Origin of the sequence: Paenibacillus contaminans (genome assembly GCF_003285015.1) — a bacterium.
Taxonomy (GTDB): domain Bacteria; phylum Bacillota; class Bacilli; order Paenibacillales; family NBRC-103111; genus Paenibacillus_V; species Paenibacillus_V contaminans.
The window spans coordinates 23,804-40,221 of the sequence record NZ_QMFB01000001.1; the positions used below are offsets into that span (position 1 = coordinate 23,804).

At 39.2% G+C, this 16,418-nt stretch carries 17 protein-coding genes; all 17 read left to right on the forward strand.

Going from position 1 to position 16,418, the window contains the following annotated elements; translation table 11 throughout:
* The 17 genes from DQG23_RS00190 to DQG23_RS00270 all read left to right on the forward strand — a co-directional run bounded on the left by DQG23_RS00190 (position 1) and on the right by DQG23_RS00270 (position 16,334).
* Positions 1-447 carry a hypothetical protein gene (locus DQG23_RS00190; RefSeq protein ID WP_113028786.1) on the forward strand — a complete coding sequence of 149 codons (447 nt, stop codon included), beginning with the start codon at positions 1-3 and terminating at the stop codon, positions 445-447.
* On the forward strand, positions 437-949 hold the full coding sequence (locus DQG23_RS00195) for an HK97 gp10 family phage protein (protein WP_113028787.1): 513 nt from the start codon (positions 437-439) through the stop codon (positions 947-949). The genes DQG23_RS00190 and DQG23_RS00195 overlap by 11 nt, the downstream gene beginning before the upstream one ends.
* Positions 946-1,392, forward strand: coding sequence for a hypothetical protein (locus tag DQG23_RS00200; protein ID WP_113028788.1), 447 nt, complete (start codon positions 946-948; stop codon positions 1,390-1,392). The genes DQG23_RS00195 and DQG23_RS00200 overlap by 4 nt, the downstream gene beginning before the upstream one ends.
* Positions 1,393-1,412: 20 nt before the next feature.
* Positions 1,413-2,081: a hypothetical protein gene (locus tag DQG23_RS00205; protein WP_113028789.1), complete on the forward strand. Its 669-nt coding sequence runs from the start codon at positions 1,413-1,415 to the stop codon at positions 2,079-2,081.
* Between the two features lie 60 nt (positions 2,082-2,141).
* Positions 2,142-2,813 carry a hypothetical protein gene (locus DQG23_RS00210; protein ID WP_113028790.1) on the forward strand — a complete coding sequence of 224 codons (672 nt, stop codon included), beginning with the start codon at positions 2,142-2,144 and terminating at the stop codon, positions 2,811-2,813.
* Between the two features lie 35 nt (positions 2,814-2,848).
* Positions 2,849-3,034: a hypothetical protein gene (locus DQG23_RS00215; RefSeq protein ID WP_113028791.1), complete on the forward strand. Its 186-nt coding sequence runs from the start codon at positions 2,849-2,851 to the stop codon at positions 3,032-3,034.
* Between the two features lie 17 nt (positions 3,035-3,051).
* Entirely contained in the window at positions 3,052-5,811 is a 2,760-nt protein-coding gene (locus DQG23_RS00220; protein WP_113028792.1) for a phage tail tape measure protein, read from the forward strand.
* 56 nt (positions 5,812-5,867) lie between these two features.
* Positions 5,868-6,224: a hypothetical protein gene (locus DQG23_RS00225; protein WP_113028793.1), complete on the forward strand. Its 357-nt coding sequence runs from the start codon at positions 5,868-5,870 to the stop codon at positions 6,222-6,224.
* Positions 6,224-8,479: a hypothetical protein gene (locus tag DQG23_RS00230; protein WP_113028794.1), complete on the forward strand. Its 2,256-nt coding sequence runs from the start codon at positions 6,224-6,226 to the stop codon at positions 8,477-8,479. The genes DQG23_RS00225 and DQG23_RS00230 overlap by 1 nt, the downstream gene beginning before the upstream one ends.
* A 14-nt stretch (positions 8,480-8,493) precedes the next feature.
* Complete coding sequence (locus tag DQG23_RS00235) at positions 8,494-10,260, forward strand: hypothetical protein (RefSeq protein WP_113028795.1); 1,767 nt, start codon at positions 8,494-8,496, stop codon at positions 10,258-10,260.
* 14 nt (positions 10,261-10,274) lie between these two features.
* Entirely contained in the window at positions 10,275-10,439 is a 165-nt protein-coding gene (locus DQG23_RS42005; protein WP_158560229.1) for a hypothetical protein, read from the forward strand.
* Positions 10,440-10,574: 135 nt separating this feature from the next.
* Positions 10,575-11,078, forward strand: coding sequence for a phage holin family protein (locus DQG23_RS00240; RefSeq protein WP_113028796.1), 504 nt, complete (start codon positions 10,575-10,577; stop codon positions 11,076-11,078).
* Between the two features lie 2 nt (positions 11,079-11,080).
* Positions 11,081-12,052 carry an N-acetylmuramoyl-L-alanine amidase gene (locus DQG23_RS42785; protein WP_113028797.1) on the forward strand — a complete coding sequence of 324 codons (972 nt, stop codon included), beginning with the start codon at positions 11,081-11,083 and terminating at the stop codon, positions 12,050-12,052.
* A gap of 158 nt (positions 12,053-12,210) precedes the next feature.
* Positions 12,211-12,600 carry a hypothetical protein gene (locus tag DQG23_RS00250; RefSeq protein WP_113028798.1) on the forward strand — a complete coding sequence of 130 codons (390 nt, stop codon included), beginning with the start codon at positions 12,211-12,213 and terminating at the stop codon, positions 12,598-12,600.
* Between the two features lie 933 nt (positions 12,601-13,533).
* Positions 13,534-14,070, forward strand: a complete 537-nt coding sequence (locus tag DQG23_RS00260) for a Rad52/Rad22 family DNA repair protein (RefSeq protein WP_113028800.1) — start codon at positions 13,534-13,536, stop codon at positions 14,068-14,070.
* A 128-nt stretch (positions 14,071-14,198) separates the two neighbouring features.
* Positions 14,199-15,398 (forward strand): DNA cytosine methyltransferase, encoded by a 1,200-nt coding sequence (locus tag DQG23_RS00265; RefSeq protein WP_238177692.1) that lies wholly within the window; start codon positions 14,199-14,201, stop codon positions 15,396-15,398.
* Positions 15,399-15,539: 141 nt separating this feature from the next.
* Positions 15,540-16,334, forward strand: a complete 795-nt coding sequence (locus DQG23_RS00270; RefSeq protein WP_113028802.1) for a TdeIII family type II restriction endonuclease — start codon at positions 15,540-15,542, stop codon at positions 16,332-16,334.
* Positions 16,335-16,418 lie beyond the last annotated feature (84 nt).

Here is a 16,418-nt window from a genome sequence, read left to right on the forward strand (position 1 = left end):
ATGAATTCTCGAATTAGAAATAATGTAAATAAACAAATTGATAAGTTTGGAAATGACACTATTCTTATCAGCCAAAACAAAACAAAATGCGATGGCGCATGGAATATGGATGCATTTGATAAACTTCAAGACTCCATTTATCACAAGAACAATCCCGCTGCTCCTGTCTGTTCAATGGGACATATTATTGCAGAGGCTACAGCAACGGAAAAAGCCATTATGGACTTCGTTACTGTTGTTTCGGATAAAATCCTGTATACTTTCGGGAATGTAGAGGTTGGAGATATTATCGCTACCTTCAAGGAGCAGTTAAACATTCGTGAATACGAAATTGTTCAGTTCCAAGGTAAGAGTTATAAAATAGAAGCAGTAAAAGAGGATATCTATGGGAATGTTCGCCTTCGTTGGATCGTTCACCTGAAACGGGGTGATGCTCATGGCAAGTAAATTTACCATCACTCATAGACCAGAAATTTTCAAGACAATGAGGAAAAATGCTCCCCATGCAAAAGAGCAGTTCCTAAAGAGATTAGCAAAGGAAGCAGAACAGGAACTATTTAAGAGAACACCAAAGGACACCGGCCGCTCGGCCAGAGCCATTATCCACATCATTGAGGATAGCGGCTTTTTTGTTGGTTGGACAGATGAAGAGTTTATTACCCATTTAGCGACTTTAAATTACGGCTCAACTAATAACCCGAATGGTTGGATTATAAGTGCAAAGAATGCTCAAACACTTATCTTCCCTGAAAAAGAGGGATACGGACCTTACAACCTGCCTCAAATTGATATAGGCGGGAAGAAGTTCTACATAGCCAAGAAGGTTCATCATCCGTATCAGAAGGGCTTGAAGTTCATAGAAGGTACGCTTGAGGAGATCCGAAGCCTAATCCATCGTTTAGCGAAGCAAAGTTATTTTCAATCCTTAAAGGGAGGTGGTCGCAAATGATTGATAAAACAAGAATGGTAAATCAATCTCTGTCTCTGCTCCATTCGTTCCTAGACGGTCATTTTGCCTCCCTAGAAGGCTTTGAGACCGTGAAGGTAAAGAAGTCTTATATAGGTTTTGAAGACCTTCCACTAGGCGACAGGGTGGTTATCTGCTTAAGTTCTAACACTGATCCTGTTAAGGAAGAAAGCAGGAAGATGGAGACAAAGGATATTCAAACAGTTGAATACGAACTTCGTATTGACTTGGATGTATTCGCTCATGTTGAAAATGATTTGTTTTTAGAAGATGTTTTCAATCAACTTGTAAATGCATTAACTGTTCAAAATCGTGTTTTATTTCGTCAGGGGTTTCGAGTTCATGCTATCAGACATAGAAACAAATCAAAACCCGATGCTAACAAAAACGTGAATATCACGGCTGTTTTATTTGCCTATATTTAGGCTTGAAAGGAGGAAAAATAATGATTAATAATCAATCAATCTATTTAAATGGTAAACCCATTACACATATGGTCCCAGACTTTGGAATGACACCAAATTCAAGCGAAGATGTTCGTAAGAAAATGGGATCTCTTGTTCCTAAAAATGCGCGTGCTATTAACGAGTCCGTGAATGGGGACATTGTTATTGATGAAACGGATATTAAGGAATTTGACATAATCAGAGGAAAACTAACCTCTGACGGAAAACGTGTTAAGTATGCACAGGAATCTGATATTAAGGTTGTCAACACGGATGAGGAAGGAGCAATAGTCTATACAGAAGTAGTTCCTGCCGCTGTCCTCAAGGATACTGGTGTTCCCAAGAAGGAAAATGCGGCACAATATCAACAATACGAATTCAATTTCGTCGGTTGGGGTTATGAGCGCATTTATGGTAAATATGTTCACACTGAAGAAGTTGCAACAATCACAGGTGGCAAAATTACTCTAAAATATCAACTTACTGATAAATCGGATGTAATGCTTCTTCGTATTGGAGAGAATATCCTATCCGAAGACTTATTCTCTGTTACCGCAGGATCAACTGGTGGAACTTCCGAAATTCAAATTTCATCTTTGTTTTCTACGACAGGCAAGAAGGCAAAAGTCGTTTATATTACAAAATTAACAGCAGTGCCAGTAGAGTAACATTTTACGGAGAGCAGTCTTACTGTTCTCCGTTTTTCTTTTAAAAGGAGGTATGTCATTATGACTGAAAATATTGAGGTTCAAAATATTGTTGAAGAAAAAGAGGCTAAATCCAAGTTCGAGAGAATTTTTGTTGAGGGTGGTAGCCAATTCAAATATAAAGATAATTGGTATCTAATCAAATTGCCTAATCGTCAGATTGAAAGTGAAGTAAATAGATATAGAAATGCCCGTGTTCGTTACTGGATGGATCAAGGGCAACCGTCTTATAGCGAAATTGAGTTGTATATCGAAAAAAATAGAGCGAAGTTCCCTTTTCAATATTTTATTCAAACAAAAAAAATAGAAAAGGACGAGAACGGGAAGGAACAGACTTTGTATGTTTCAGATAAGGTTTCACTTGAAGAAAATGCAGTTATCGAAAAAATGATTAAGCAGAAAGCAAAGGAAAAAGATATTCTTAAAACTTTGAAATACAATCCAGAAAAACAAGAACTACTTGCATTTCCTAGTAAGTCCGAACAACTACAGTATCAAGATACTGCAGAGGTATTAGCAGGGATTGATGAAAATGCTCTTTTACTTTCCAAAATCGTGCTACTTGCTGACACAGAAGAGCCAGTTTGGGCAACCGCAGATGAAGCACAAGACGATAATAAACTGCTTGAAGTTGCTCTTGAAGAATACAATGAATTGCAAAAAGAAACGGATAAAAAAAAGTCAGAGAACTAATAGATAAACTTCCGTTTTTGAAGAACTATCAACGAATGGCAGAGGATGAGCATAGCAATGTCTTTCGTCACCGTTACGGAATTCAGGTTCTTAATGACTTACAAGAAGTCTTTTTAATGCATTTAAAAAATGCAATCTATGAAGACGACATGGAGTATCAAAAGGAGCAGGAAGAAAAAGAAAATAAAAATCAACACCAAATAAGGTATTCCTTTAAGTAAGAAAGGAGGTGCATTTCATGGCTAATACTCAGGAGCGATTAGGGATGAGGGCTGAATTGGACGATAAACCGTTCCTGCAAGCCCTTGCCCGAATTGAAAAGCAGTTAAATAAACTTAATCAAATGACTAACAAGATGGGAACGGGTTTAGATAAGTCCCTTCAAAAACCATTGAATTCTATGAAGAAAATGGAAGCAGCGATTTCAAAACTGGAAAAAAGCATTTCAAAGGTGGCAACTGGTAATCAGAAGTTGGGGAACTCCATAAATACGATGAATACACACATGAATAGGAATGTAAGCATTGCACAGAGACAAACATCGAACTACACCCGCCAAGCACAGGCTATATCCCGCTTAAATACACAATTGACCACATATACCCGTAATTCACAAACAGCGGCTAGAACGGCACAGCAAACCGCCCAGGCAACGGCTTCTGCTACGTCTTCCATAAATAGTGGTTCTACAAATAATGGTTTATATGTTGCAGGTAGTGCTTTGGATAGTTTAGGCAATCAGATGATTGCTGGTGGTGCAACTGCTGTTTACGGATCAAAAGGGCTTGCCGACAAGTATGAGTCATTTGCAAAGAACCAATTGAGGATCTATGTGTTGGAAGACGGTATGGGTGAGAAAGAATACCGTGAAATGCAGAATAAATCTTTGAAGACAGCCAAGAAATATGGTGTAGATCCTGATTCGTTTTCAAGAGGCATGTACGATGCTATCTCCGTCATGGACTCTTACAAAAATTTTGAACCCAACATGGAACTTTTGGCTAAGAGTAGTATGGGGTTCTTAGTTGACCCTACGGTTTCTTCTAGTGTCATGTCGACAGGCTTCATAAATTTTAACTTAGATAATGATGAAAAAATGAGAAACTTCTACGATTCTATGTATGCAATGGTTAAGACCTCCAAGGCAGAAATGTCTGAACTTGCACCTTATGTTTCGGAAATCGCGCCTTGGTTTGCAAACGGTGATCCAAACAAGGAACGTGCATACGAAGAAATGTTCACCCTTTACGGAGCAGTATCTAAAACCCATCGTCCAGCACAGTCGGCCACAATGACCCAAAGATTTATGCAGGACTTTCAGAATTTAACCAAAAACTTAGAATTAAACAAAGCGATTCAATGGCTAAATGAAGAAAGTAACTGGCAAGGTGAAAAGTTTGATTACCTTGATACTGGATATATGAGAAAACATGGCTCAATTCAAACAGCACTACAGGCTGAAAAAGTTTATAAAGCACTTAAAAGCATGGAAGGCGATCCAGAGGTTGCAGAACATGTTCAAGCAGGTTCGTTTTTTGGACAATCAAATACAAAAAAATTCTTGGAGACTCTAGGAAATAACAACTTTCGTGCCTTAAATGAAAGTATAAATAATATGGCAAATAAAAATGGAATGTTAGACGAAGCATACAATAAAATCAAGGAAACGGACGAAGGTAAATATATGGCTGCTAAAGAACGACTAGATGCTGAACTTATCGAGTTAGGACGTGAGATTACACCTGTGATGGCTGATCTTGTTGAGGCTCTAAATGGAGTTCTTGGAGCAGTAAATTCATTACCAGACTGGGTAAAGAAACTCATCACTACTATTGTAGTTTGGGGCGGTGCAATGTCCATTATTGGTGGCGGTCTTGCCAAAGCAGTTGGAATTCCGATGAAAACGATTGGTGGTGTTGGTCGTCTATTTGGCAAAGGTGGGACAGCCGCAGCCAGAGGCGCTGCTACAGCGACAGCAGCAGGTTCTACTGCAGCAACGGCCGCAGCAAGTTCATCCGGACTTTGGGGAACTCTTGCAGCGACAGGATTAGGTTCTTGGTTCGGAAACATGAGAAACAGAGTTGCCGGTCATGAAAGCACTCGTTTGAGTTCGGATTTTAACCGTCTTAGCAATCGTGTAGGAAGCACAACAACTCGAATGGGAAGACTTTCCCAAAACCTTGGAGCGGTTGTTGGGAGATTTCCTGTGCTTGATGGTGCATTAGGGAGACTAACTCAAAACTTTAAAAATTTAAGTCTTACTTCCAAGTTAGTCGGAGGAGCAACAGCCGTAGGGACTGGTGTGGGAGCATATGCTACTACAAGCGCAGTAATGAATGCTAACGATGGCTATATACTAAACAAGGTAAATGATTACTTCATGAAAGTAAGCGACAGTAAGTGGGGTTTTCAACACCTGCTTCCTTGGAATGGAGCAATCAAAGGATTAGACACGACTTTTGAACTCATGGGTTTAGGTGGATTCGGTATGAACTGGGGTCGTTCGGATATTGGAGCAGAACTCAATGAAAAAAAACTAGATGAGATAAAGAAGAAAGGTTATGAGGTGGACGAAGTAACCGGACAACTTATCAAAATTGAAGATAACGATCCGTGGACTGAATCTCCAAACGATAATACACAAAGTCCTTATTACGGAAAAGACCTGTTAGATAGAGATAAAAAGAAAAAGGATTCGGGGTTTGAATGGCACTACAACACTCCTGATCGTGTGAATTTCGTTGAAATGCCCACTTTGAGAAAAATGATGGACATTACAGGTGGTCAGTCTGCAAAATCAGCGGCTACTTCTTCTGTGGAACGAAGTAAGCAAACGATCACCAACAATCTTGGTGGAATTACTTTTAACATTCCCCAAACGGACAATTTAAATGAAGTAAGAAAAATGATTGAAACAGCAATGACCAAGGTACTTACGGATTTAAGCAAAAACACTGGACGAGGAGGTTCTACTCTAAATTCCAGTTCAAGAGTTTAATTGGGGCAGGATTTCCTGCTCCTTTTGTTTTTTTTTAAGAAAGGAGTTGAATGAGCATGTTCTTTAATTTCAAGTACCCCGGAGGTGAATATAGAACAGATGAAGTAGAAGAATACTCACCTACTTACCCAATAAATTCTCAAACACGATTTACCGCAGGGAATAAAACGGACACCGTATTTACAACGACAGAAAATCAAGAAGAATTAAAATATGTGATCGATGTGTATGAACCGGAACTGGTTGCAGGTCTAATAAGAGCAGCACAGAAAGGCGATGATATCCAAGTTTTCAAAAATAGCAGTTTACTTGGAACTTATAGGGTATCGGCTCCAATAGAAATGCCTCACATTCAGGACTCATATGAAAACCATCACCGTCTTACCATTCAACTTCAAAAGGTGGTGGTGTAATGCAAAATTTTAACCCGCAATTAAAAGCAAAACTGGAAGGGAATAAGCATAGTTTTACTGCAAAAGTCGAAATGTACGATATGACAGGTGGGATTGAGAGAACACTTGAGCCTGAGATAAGAGTTCCAGTCATTTCAGGGGAGTTTAAGAGGATTTTCTACGATCCGATCCAAAACATATCTTTTAATCAGTTATGTCCTGTATGGATCAACAACAAAATCATCAATTTTCAGACATTAAGTGATGTGACATCACCCTTTGATACACATATAGTTTATAGCGATTACTCACCCGGTTCTGGGTTAGCATACATGATAAGTGCAGATGAGGGTGGTTCGTGGAGTGCTCCGTTAAAATTGCCGAATTTAGTAGTCCCACCATCTTCTTATAAGGGAAATACACCTCACAAATATTGCCCTGTGTACTTTGGTGGAAAGATATACTTCTTCTACTCATGGGGAGGAAAAACAAATCTAAATGATTTCGGATATGGAGACCCAAACTCAGGAAGTATTCCAAGCGAAGGAGCGAGGATAGCAGAAATTCGTTGTAAAGTTTTGTCTTACGATGAAATCAACGGTGTTCTCACACAAGAAGCAGATATCAGACTTATGCAAGGAGAATATGTATTTCATGCTTTTGTATTAAATAATGCTTTATATGTTGCATACCAACGAGATATGAATGTAATTGTACAGCAGTTTAATACGACAACCAACACATTAACAGAGATTGCTACTGTTCTAAAAGACCATCCCGGCCTATGCAATATAACTACAGTAAACAAGGCTAATAAAGTATTTCTTGCCGCGTCGATAAATGAAACAAAAAATGATAGCAAGGGAAGAACATATTTCTATGCTGCAACGAATGCTACCACATGGACTTTTCAGGGAAGCACGAATTTCCATGTAAGTCACCTTCAATACAATCCGACAGGAGACAAGTTCTATGCTCTTATCAAGTTCAGGAGTACCCCCGGCTATGTCATTATTACGAGCATAACGGAATGCAAATATTGGAGTGGGTACGAAGTATTTGGACTAGAAGGTAAAGAAACGATGATACGGGTGAACGATCACAGGATGGTAGTTGAGAACGGCAAGGTGATGGTTTATTACATTTCATCTTCGCTAAATTATTTCTGCTACAAGAGAGATACAAAAGTTACTTATCAGGACAACCGAAATACAGTAAAGATTGCGGATATCCCGGAAGAACGGATTCGCTATGTGGAATGGGACTATCTTGTAGGGGATGGGGTTAGCAGAGTCTCAAGGATTGAATTATCCAACACAGGAGAATATTTCAGTAAGAATGGAATAGATTCAACTACCCAAGTCCCGTACAGCGCGATTTTTTCTTTTCCAAGCAAATACAACCTAGTGAACAAGATGATTGTTCTGAAAATCGGTGACAATCAAATTACTGATCCTGCTTATAGGTACGAGACCGTCTTTACAGGTGTTTTAGTAAATCATTCGTTCTCAGGGAACAGCCTTCACTTAGATTGTGAGGACATGCTTTATCTTGCAAGACAAGCGAACGTGGACGAAAAGAAGTGGGAAGGATTTAGTGCTACTTACCTTGTAGGTCAACTACTGGACATGGCGGGGGTTCCAATGTATGAGATTTCTCCGTTCGCTATCGAGGTCGATAACTTGGAATTGGACAGACGAAGCACCGTACTGGATAACATTCTAGAAATATTGAATGTAAGTGGAGCAAAGATGTACTGCGACCGCTTTGGAGTTGTCAGAACGGTAGATATTGTGCCAACAACTAAACCTGTTATGACCTTGACGGATAATGATTTCTTTGGAGATATTACCCGTTTTGGACCAAGTACCGAACAAACTAAAAATCGTGTAAATATCCTCACAGACAGTCAAATTGAAGATGAAGACGACGAAATTAAGTTTATCACTGTAGAAGATAAAGCGGCTCAACAACAGATGCGTCGAATTGCGACAATGGAGATCGACATTACCCCAATGATCCAAAGTGGAAATATAACAGAAGCAAAGGCGAGACAAATAGGGCAGTATTATCTATCAAAAGTATGCAGAACAACTACAACGGTGTCAGGGAGCATTAAAGGCTATTATTGGCTTGACGTGTTCGATGTGGTGGGACTAAGTATTACCAGACCCTACACAAACGGATACTTCTTTATGCAGGACATGAAAGCATGGATAGGCTTCCACAGTGATAACTTAGGGTACGATTTTTCCATTAACATGATGGACACGTAAAGGAGGTGCTTCTTTTGGATGATTTAATTAAAAAAATAACCGAGCAACAAAAGGAAGTTGTTCGGGCTATGGTTAAGAAGGAACGACGAGGCCGCAGTTCTGCTGTCTCGGTGGGTTCTGGACAAAGCCAGGCTTACACAGAATTTCAGATGAAAAAAAATCAATCTAATGTAGACAAAATCCCTACATTGGAGACTTCGATTAGTAGCATGACAACGGATATCAACAACATGAAAACGAGTATAAATGCACTTCAGCAAAATGTTGGAGCGAATGTTATTGCAGAAATAACGAGAATTAATAATAACTTACTAGATATAAGTATTAATTTAATGAAGAACACAATGGATGACAGAATACGGAAAGAGAAAGAAGATGTAACGAAACCACTATCCCAGATGAATAACTTTGTTGTAGACTCTTTGGACTCTGCTCCGAATATAGACACAGAGTTAAGTATGAATTGTTTTTGGGATGGAAGATCAAAAACGATAAAGAGTACTACAGCAGTAAATAAGAGACCTATTTTTACGACAGATAAAAAAAGTTCTATATTGTCCGAAGGAGGGGCAATTTTTTATGTGCCTAGAAAAACCTTTTGGAATGAGTGGTATGCTGCTGTTTACTTACTAACAAGAGATTTTCGACTTATTCATTTTGGTGAGTTTAGTCACGGAGCGGCAGAACCTAATGAAATAGAGATAATTAACAAAGAACTACTTTCAGATGCCTATGGGGAAATCACAGGAGCATTTGCACCTGCACTAAACAAATATTTCTTTACAACTACATTATTTGCTGAGTTCAAATTGTTTGCACTAGACTTAAATACATACCATCTAGAGGAAATTTCTGCTGTAGGAGACTTGCCAATGATGGCGATAGACGGAAATATTATGTGGTGGGACGCTACCTTTAATGTTCTAGCATTCAATGGTGGTTACAACAATGATGGAGACTTCTTCATTTACAATCCTTCAAACAACAGCATGACGAGATCGTATTGGGGAATGTGGCAATTGGATGAAAGTAGCACTCAGAAAGCATATAACCCTCAAACAAATAAGTTTATACACTTCATCCCGGATCAACGGCAACTATACCAGTATTTTGTATCTAACGGAACAGATATTATTATGAGTGATGACTTTATTCAGGGTGTAGTTCCTCAAATATACAATGCAAAGTGTTTTGTAAAAGACAACGAACTTATTATCATGTATCCAGGGGGATATAACGAAAACGTTTATAAAATAAACATAGATAGCAAAAGTTTCATGTCAAACACAGATTTTAGATTTGAAGGGAGAAAAGTTGCTGACTATTCTTCGTGGCTTGGTTATGTGGAAATAATTAAAGATGAAAACAACAATATGTTAGAAAATCCGATCCGCAGTATTCTTGTGATAAACATGGTAGATGAAGCAAAGTTTGAGGTAGACAACAGTATAAGCGCTTGGCGCTATAAATACAAAGGTAATGGAGAATATAATCCCAGTGATCCTGAAAATCAAGCAGCATGGACTTTCATTACAGAACCTCTACTAACTACAAAAGTACTTAATTGGGGATACAACATGTTAGCCTCTTATCAAAACAAGTACGGGCAATTAGTAGGTATTTACTATAGCAGAGATAACGGGACAACTTGGAGTTCTGCTGGACAGGTTGAGCAGTTAGTGAGTATTTCCAACCAACCAAACGGGCAGAATTTAAGGTTAAAAATAGTGGCTAAACATGATTATGAGATTATTTGGTACGGTTTCGGTGGCATGGAATAGCGAGGTGATATCACATGGCATTTGTTCAAGTTGAAACTCTAAAAAATAAGCAAGAAAAAGAAGCACAATTTCAGGAACTAAGTCAAAAAATAGATTTAGTCCTTGAAGTGAACGAACTGTTGCGGGAAGAAATTAAGCAGTTAAAAGATGAACTGCAAAAAGGGGAAGGTGTGTCTTAACCCCAATTTCTGAAGGAATTTCGGACAAATCCTATATATTAATTATAGGAAATGTCCACTTTTCCTTCAGATATTCATATTTAGGGAGTAGTCATAATGACTGCTCTCTTTTTGTCGTGGAAGGAGGGATAATATATGAATGTCATTTTTTCGTATGTCGTTTCGTTTTTTAAGAGTATATTTTCGGCATTATCAAGTCCACTCACATACTTTATAGGTCTTTTAACAACATCATTCAATGTAGCATTAGATGAGGGTATTATTTCAGATTTATCATTCATGTTTTCTTTATTGATAATTGCTACTCTCGGTGATTGGGCATCTGGTGCAATAAAGGCTTCTTATAAGAAGGAATACAGAAGCGATAAAAACAGAAGAACGCATCCGAAGATGCTAATAATGTTTTTAGTTTTCTTCATTTTCGCTATCTCTATGGTTCTGTCATACAACTTTAATTCAGGGTACTTTCTGTTTTTTAAGGTTGTTACTTGGACATATGTATCCTGTGCTATTAGTAACGAATTATATAGTATGGTGGAGAACGGTGAAGAACTTGGTCTTCCCGGAGCAAAGAGATTAAAAGAAATGATCGATAGTTTACCTTCAGCAATTATGAAGGCGATGAAGGGAGGAAAATAACTATGAGTTATTTAATTGCATTAGATGATGGACATGAATACAATACCCCAGGAAAGAGAACTCCAAAATTTGAGAATGGTTCTTTTATGCATGAATGGGAGTTCAACAACAGGGTGAAAGAAATCTTAAAAGAAGAACTGATCCGTTGTGGATTCAGAATTATAGATTGCAACCCGGATAAGAAGGAAACTTCACTTGCTGAACGGGTAAAGATTGCTAATAATGCAGGAGCAGATTTTTACTTAAGTATTCATGCAAATGCTTTAAACGGAACATGGGGAACACATGGAGGTATAGAAACATATGCAATTCTCAAAGGTGGGGAAGGAGAAAGGATTGGCCGCATTATTCATAAGTACCTTCTTCAAGGAACTAAACTCCGTGATCGTGGAGTAAAAGATGGAGGTTGGTTATATGTAGTCAAGAACACCAAGATGCCAGCGGTACTAGTTGAATGTGCATTTATGGACAATAAGTACGAAGCAGAATTACTCCGCTCTGAAGCATACAGACAGGAATGTGCCGTTGAGTTAGCAAAAGCATTATGTGAAGGCTTCAAGATTACATATAAAGCGAAGCAAACTGAGACAGTCCCCTCAAAATCAGAGGTTTATGCTTACGGAGTATACAAGAACAATGTATATGTAAAAGGTTTTAATGACTATTATCAGGCTGTTGCCCACTGCAAGGAAATCAACGGTTCATTTATTAAAGACTACAATTCAGGAAAAACCGTATATGGTAAAGCACCTGTTCCTGTTCATAAAGTAGATGTGAGCAAGTATCCAGTGTTAAAGAAAAATTCAACCGGTGAATATGTGAAGACCCTCCAGACTAAATTGGGGGGTCTTTCTATTGACGGAAGTTTCGGTCCTTTGACGGATACCGCTGTTCGTGCATTCCAAAAGAAGAACGGCTTGGTTGTTGATGGTGTTGTCGGTCCCAAAACATGGGACAAACTTATCAACGGCTAATACTTAATATTATTAAATAAATCTATTCATAACCATTGTTAACAGAATGATAAGTTCTTCACATTTGATTTTATAAGTAGTTCAAAATCATTTTGTAGGTACTTCAATACTTTTAATAACGGTTATTATCCATTCTCAATAGAAAGGGGCTGATAATAATGGATATTAATATTTATGTTGTAGTAGGTTGTGTTGTGGCTGTTCTTTTGGCATTCGGATGGGTGTATTTCAGTAAAAAGTATGCTCCAACAATCCAAAATCAGATGAATACCATCAAAGATGCTGTAAAACAGAAGGTTGGAATCGGAATTTACGGTGAAATTGAGCAAGCCGTAGTAGCCGGTATACACCAAGCAGAGGAAAAATTCATGGGTTTTGTCCATGATAAGTACGGAATTAACCGTCATTCCTTCGCAAAAGACGTAATCCGCACGGTTATTAAGGAATTCAACCTGCAGGATAAGATTACAGATGACCAAATTGACTTATTAATTCAGTTTTATGTGAAGGCATTAGGGTTTGCTAAAGGTGAAAACAAGGATAAGTAAGCATTTCCCCTCCAAAACAGGAGGGGATTTTTTTTCGTTTTATAACACTTAAATTATAAAAATAAAAAATGCTACAGTAGAACATACTTACAAAAGAAAAATCTTTTAATAGAAAATCCGCTCCCTAAAATAGATATCCATTTGTCTTTTATTTTAAACAAGGATATCTGCCTGTTTTTAAGCCTAAATCGACCCGTATCAAGATGGGAGAAAATAATTGGATAAATAAAAAAGGGTTTGGTCCTGCATTGTGGAAGTGTAGGGTAGGAAACGGATTTACTGCAGACAAAAGAGGCTTACCAAAGACATTAAGGGATTCACTACCCTTTGTTTTTGGTAGGTCTCTTTTTGTTTTGACAGTTAGTTTCACTACTCAGTTCAGGAGGGATTGCATGAAAGAAAATCCATTTGGGAAAGTAGCATTTTTGTACTTTGTGGTGGTAATGATTTTGGCAGTTGTAGTAATGAACATTAAGTAAGCAATTTTTGAGGACTGGCCAGTCTCCAAAATCGGAAAAAGAATTTACAAGGAGGTTTTACTATGACAGCAAAAAGGTTCGCTAGTATTTGCATGTTCTTTGTCAAAGCATTTACTGCAGGGTTAATTGTTTTGGCAATATGGATCGTAGCAAATACAAACTAAGACAAAGGCCGGAGATTCCCGGCCTAACTTTCTATTTGGAGGGATTGCATGGGGTATATTGCAGTTGTTCTGCTTGTTGTGCTTATTGTCTCCGCTACGTTACCATCGTATGTGAAGCATGAACAGAGACATATTGCTAAATGGGATAAGATAAAAACCAATTGGAAGCATGAACCCTTAGAGAGCAAACTTTGGCTTGTTGGACAGTATATAATAACAATTTTATTTATGTGCGGTGTGTTACTGATTATTGGAATGTTAATCAAAGAACTTTTTGTGAGGTGGTTCTAATGAATTGGGAACAAGCAACACAGGTACTCACTCGGAACTTTCACCAGAACGAAATAAAGCAGAGAAAAGGCCGCAAGAACATGATATTTGACTATGTACCAGCGGATAGGGTCGTTCTTCGCTTGAACGAATTGGGAATCAATAATTGGAGTTTCATTATTAAAAATGAAAAGGAAATAGGGAATGAAGTTGTTGTGTTAGGAAGTCTAAATATCATGGGAGTTGTCAGGGAAGCATACGGGAGTGCTTTGAGGGACGAAAACAAAGATGTAGGTTCTTGCCTAAAGTCCTCTGCTGCACTCAGTTTAGTTAAGGCAGCCTCAATGTTTAACTGCCCATGCATCTTCCATGTTAAACCTCAACAAGAACAGCCGCGGCAAGAGGAGAGAGAACCAAATCCTCAACTTCCACTTCCTGCGAAGCATTGCTGTGCGGAGTGTGCAACTGAACTTACAGATAAAATTTACAATTGGAGTATGAAAAACCTCGGAGCAGCATTATGCCTCCGTCACCAACGAAACAGAGGTGCTATTTGATAAAGGAAGCGGACTAAACCGCTTCTTTTTTTTGTTACATTTGGGGTATGGACCTACGAAGTTTAACATGGTATAATAACTCCACAAGTGGTAAGATAGAAGGCTATATAGGAAGTGGAGTGAGAAATTTGGCGTATAATGTAATCTCCTTATTTAGCGGAGCAATGGGTTTGGATTTAGGACTTGAAGCGGCCGGTCTAAAAATAAAAGTAGCACAGGACGTTGATCCTGCTTGTTTTGAAACAGCAAAAGCAAACAAGAAGAATTTTATTTTGGGTGATATTAAGAAGTTAATTGAGGAAGATCCAGAGTGTAACTTTCTTTTAGAAAAAGCAAAATTAAAAAAGAAGGATGTTTTCGCAGTCGTTGGTGGACCACCGTGTCAAGCCTTCAGTACTGCCGGTAAGAGGGAATCCATTGATGACCCGCGTGGCAGTTTGTTTATGGAGTTTGCCCATGTTATTCGGACTATAAAACCTCGTTTCTTCGTAATGGAAAATGTGAAGGGATTAGTGTCCGTATCCATTAAGAAGCCTGAAAAAGGGAAGAACCCAAAAGACTATACTCCTGAAGAAATGCCCGGATCGGCATTCGCGATAATTAAAAAGACATTTGAAGACATAGGTTATAAATTAGTTTTTGATGTACTGGATGCGGCTCATTTCGGTGTTCCACAGTTCAGGGAAAGACTTATCATTGTGGGTTCGCGGGACGGGGAAGATATCTTCCTTCCTTACCCAACCCATTTCCAAAAACACCAAGATCCAAAATACAGATGGCAAACACTAGGTGGAGCCATTAAAAAATTAGAAAATACTCCGGGTCTTTGCGGTTCTTTCTCTCCGGACAGGATCGAATTTTTAAAGCAAGTTCCAATGGGCGGTAATTGGAGAGACTTGCCAAAGGAACTCCAAAAGGCTGCAATGGGTGGAGCGTTCGAAAGTGGTGGAGGCAAGACAGGATTTTATAGAAGATTGGATTACAACCAACCTTCACCTACGCTGGTTACAAGTCCGGTTCAAAAAGCAACCCTTCTTTGCCATCCAACACAAGACAGACCTTTGAGTGTTCGTGAATATGCGCGGATACAACAGTTCCCGGACAAGTGGAAGATAGAAGGTGCGGTTGATGACCTGTACAGGCAAATCGGGAATGCAGTTCCGCTGGGCTTAGGAAAAGCAATTGGACAAGCATTAATAGCGGTAGCAAAGGAAGATGCACAAATTAAGACTAAACGGACACGCGGTACATCGGTGCATAAGGCAATGCAAGAAGTCGCCGCTACAGCCAAGGAAGTAGCCGTGACGAAGGAATTTATTGAAGTGTAAGTCGTGAAGATCCTACCTGTTTTGGGTAGGATCTTATTTTTAGGACCTAATTTGTTATATGATTTCCAATTTAGGTCCTAGACAACGGATTCCATTTCGAATATACTGGGTTCAGATGTTAATGACTGGAGGTCATAATAAATGAACCAAGCAACGCGGCAACTAGTTAAAGATCACATTCAATTCGCAATGGAACGCAAGATCCGCAGCATGACGTTGGAAAACCCGTTCGATGAAGATGCAGTGCTACGGAACAACCCGTTTGGAGCCAGGATCGTCCCGAACGAGGTTTGGTTGGGCAGCAAATTCGAGCGTTCCTTCGTCACGACCTTAGGGCAGGGGATTTTCGAACAGTTAGGTAAGATAATTGCTGTCGGCAGCGGTGCTCATGCTGAAAATCAGCATACAAGCGTGCTCACTCTTAACACGTTTCAGACGCAGACAATCGAACAAATGGTTGAGCGGCAAGGTGCAGTAAGAGCGGACTCCGTGCCTGACATTCACCGCGAAATCAACCAACTGATGAGTTTGTCTATTGATTCAACGGTGAGAGTATCCGTCATCAGCGACCTGTATGTACGTCGCCCAGACGGGCATGAAGAGTTCTACAGTTTCAAGACGGTTAAGCCGAATAAAGATCAGTCGGCCATCGCAAAGAAGAGCCTGCTATACCTGAAGGTTGCGAACCCGGATTGCGATGCGTACTTCGCACTTCCGCATAACCCGGCAGGGGAAGGCAATTCGTACAACACCCAATCGCACAAAATCCCGTATAAGTATTTCGACATGGACGATACCGACTTCGTTCTCATTGGTTCCGACCTCTGGAATCGCATCGGTGAGGACAACAACACATTTGACGAACTTCTTGATATCTTCGAAGAAGTCGGTGAAGTGACGCGGGCACGTATTCGTTCTGAATATTTCGGCTTATAATAGAAGAAAGCGGGTGCTTATGCCCGCTTTTCTTTTTACCTTTTTAATGGAAGTATTAATTTTAAGGATATGAAGTCCGCTGTG

Coding starts and splice junctions, on each gene's coding strand:
- DQG23_RS00260 (WP_113028800.1), top strand. CDS start 13,534: ATGAATTGGGAACAAGCAACACAGGTACTCACTCGGAACTTTCACCAG.
- DQG23_RS00215 (WP_113028791.1), top strand. CDS start 2,849: ATGGCAGAGGATGAGCATAGCAATGTCTTTCGTCACCGTTACGGAATT.
- DQG23_RS42005 (WP_158560229.1), top strand. CDS start 10,275: ATGGCATTTGTTCAAGTTGAAACTCTAAAAAATAAGCAAGAAAAAGAA.
- DQG23_RS00230 (WP_113028794.1), top strand. CDS start 6,224: ATGCAAAATTTTAACCCGCAATTAAAAGCAAAACTGGAAGGGAATAAG.
- DQG23_RS00210 (WP_113028790.1), top strand. CDS start 2,142: ATGACTGAAAATATTGAGGTTCAAAATATTGTTGAAGAAAAAGAGGCT.
- DQG23_RS00190 (WP_113028786.1), top strand. CDS start 1: ATGAATTCTCGAATTAGAAATAATGTAAATAAACAAATTGATAAGTTT.
- DQG23_RS00205 (WP_113028789.1), top strand. CDS start 1,413: ATGATTAATAATCAATCAATCTATTTAAATGGTAAACCCATTACACAT.
- DQG23_RS00195 (WP_113028787.1), top strand. CDS start 437: ATGGCAAGTAAATTTACCATCACTCATAGACCAGAAATTTTCAAGACA.
- DQG23_RS00270 (WP_113028802.1), top strand. CDS start 15,540: ATGAACCAAGCAACGCGGCAACTAGTTAAAGATCACATTCAATTCGCA.
- DQG23_RS00240 (WP_113028796.1), top strand. CDS start 10,575: ATGAATGTCATTTTTTCGTATGTCGTTTCGTTTTTTAAGAGTATATTT.
- DQG23_RS00250 (WP_113028798.1), top strand. CDS start 12,211: ATGGATATTAATATTTATGTTGTAGTAGGTTGTGTTGTGGCTGTTCTT.
- DQG23_RS00225 (WP_113028793.1), top strand. CDS start 5,868: ATGTTCTTTAATTTCAAGTACCCCGGAGGTGAATATAGAACAGATGAA.
- DQG23_RS00200 (WP_113028788.1), top strand. CDS start 946: ATGATTGATAAAACAAGAATGGTAAATCAATCTCTGTCTCTGCTCCAT.
- DQG23_RS00220 (WP_113028792.1), top strand. CDS start 3,052: ATGGCTAATACTCAGGAGCGATTAGGGATGAGGGCTGAATTGGACGAT.
- DQG23_RS42785 (WP_113028797.1), top strand. CDS start 11,081: ATGAGTTATTTAATTGCATTAGATGATGGACATGAATACAATACCCCA.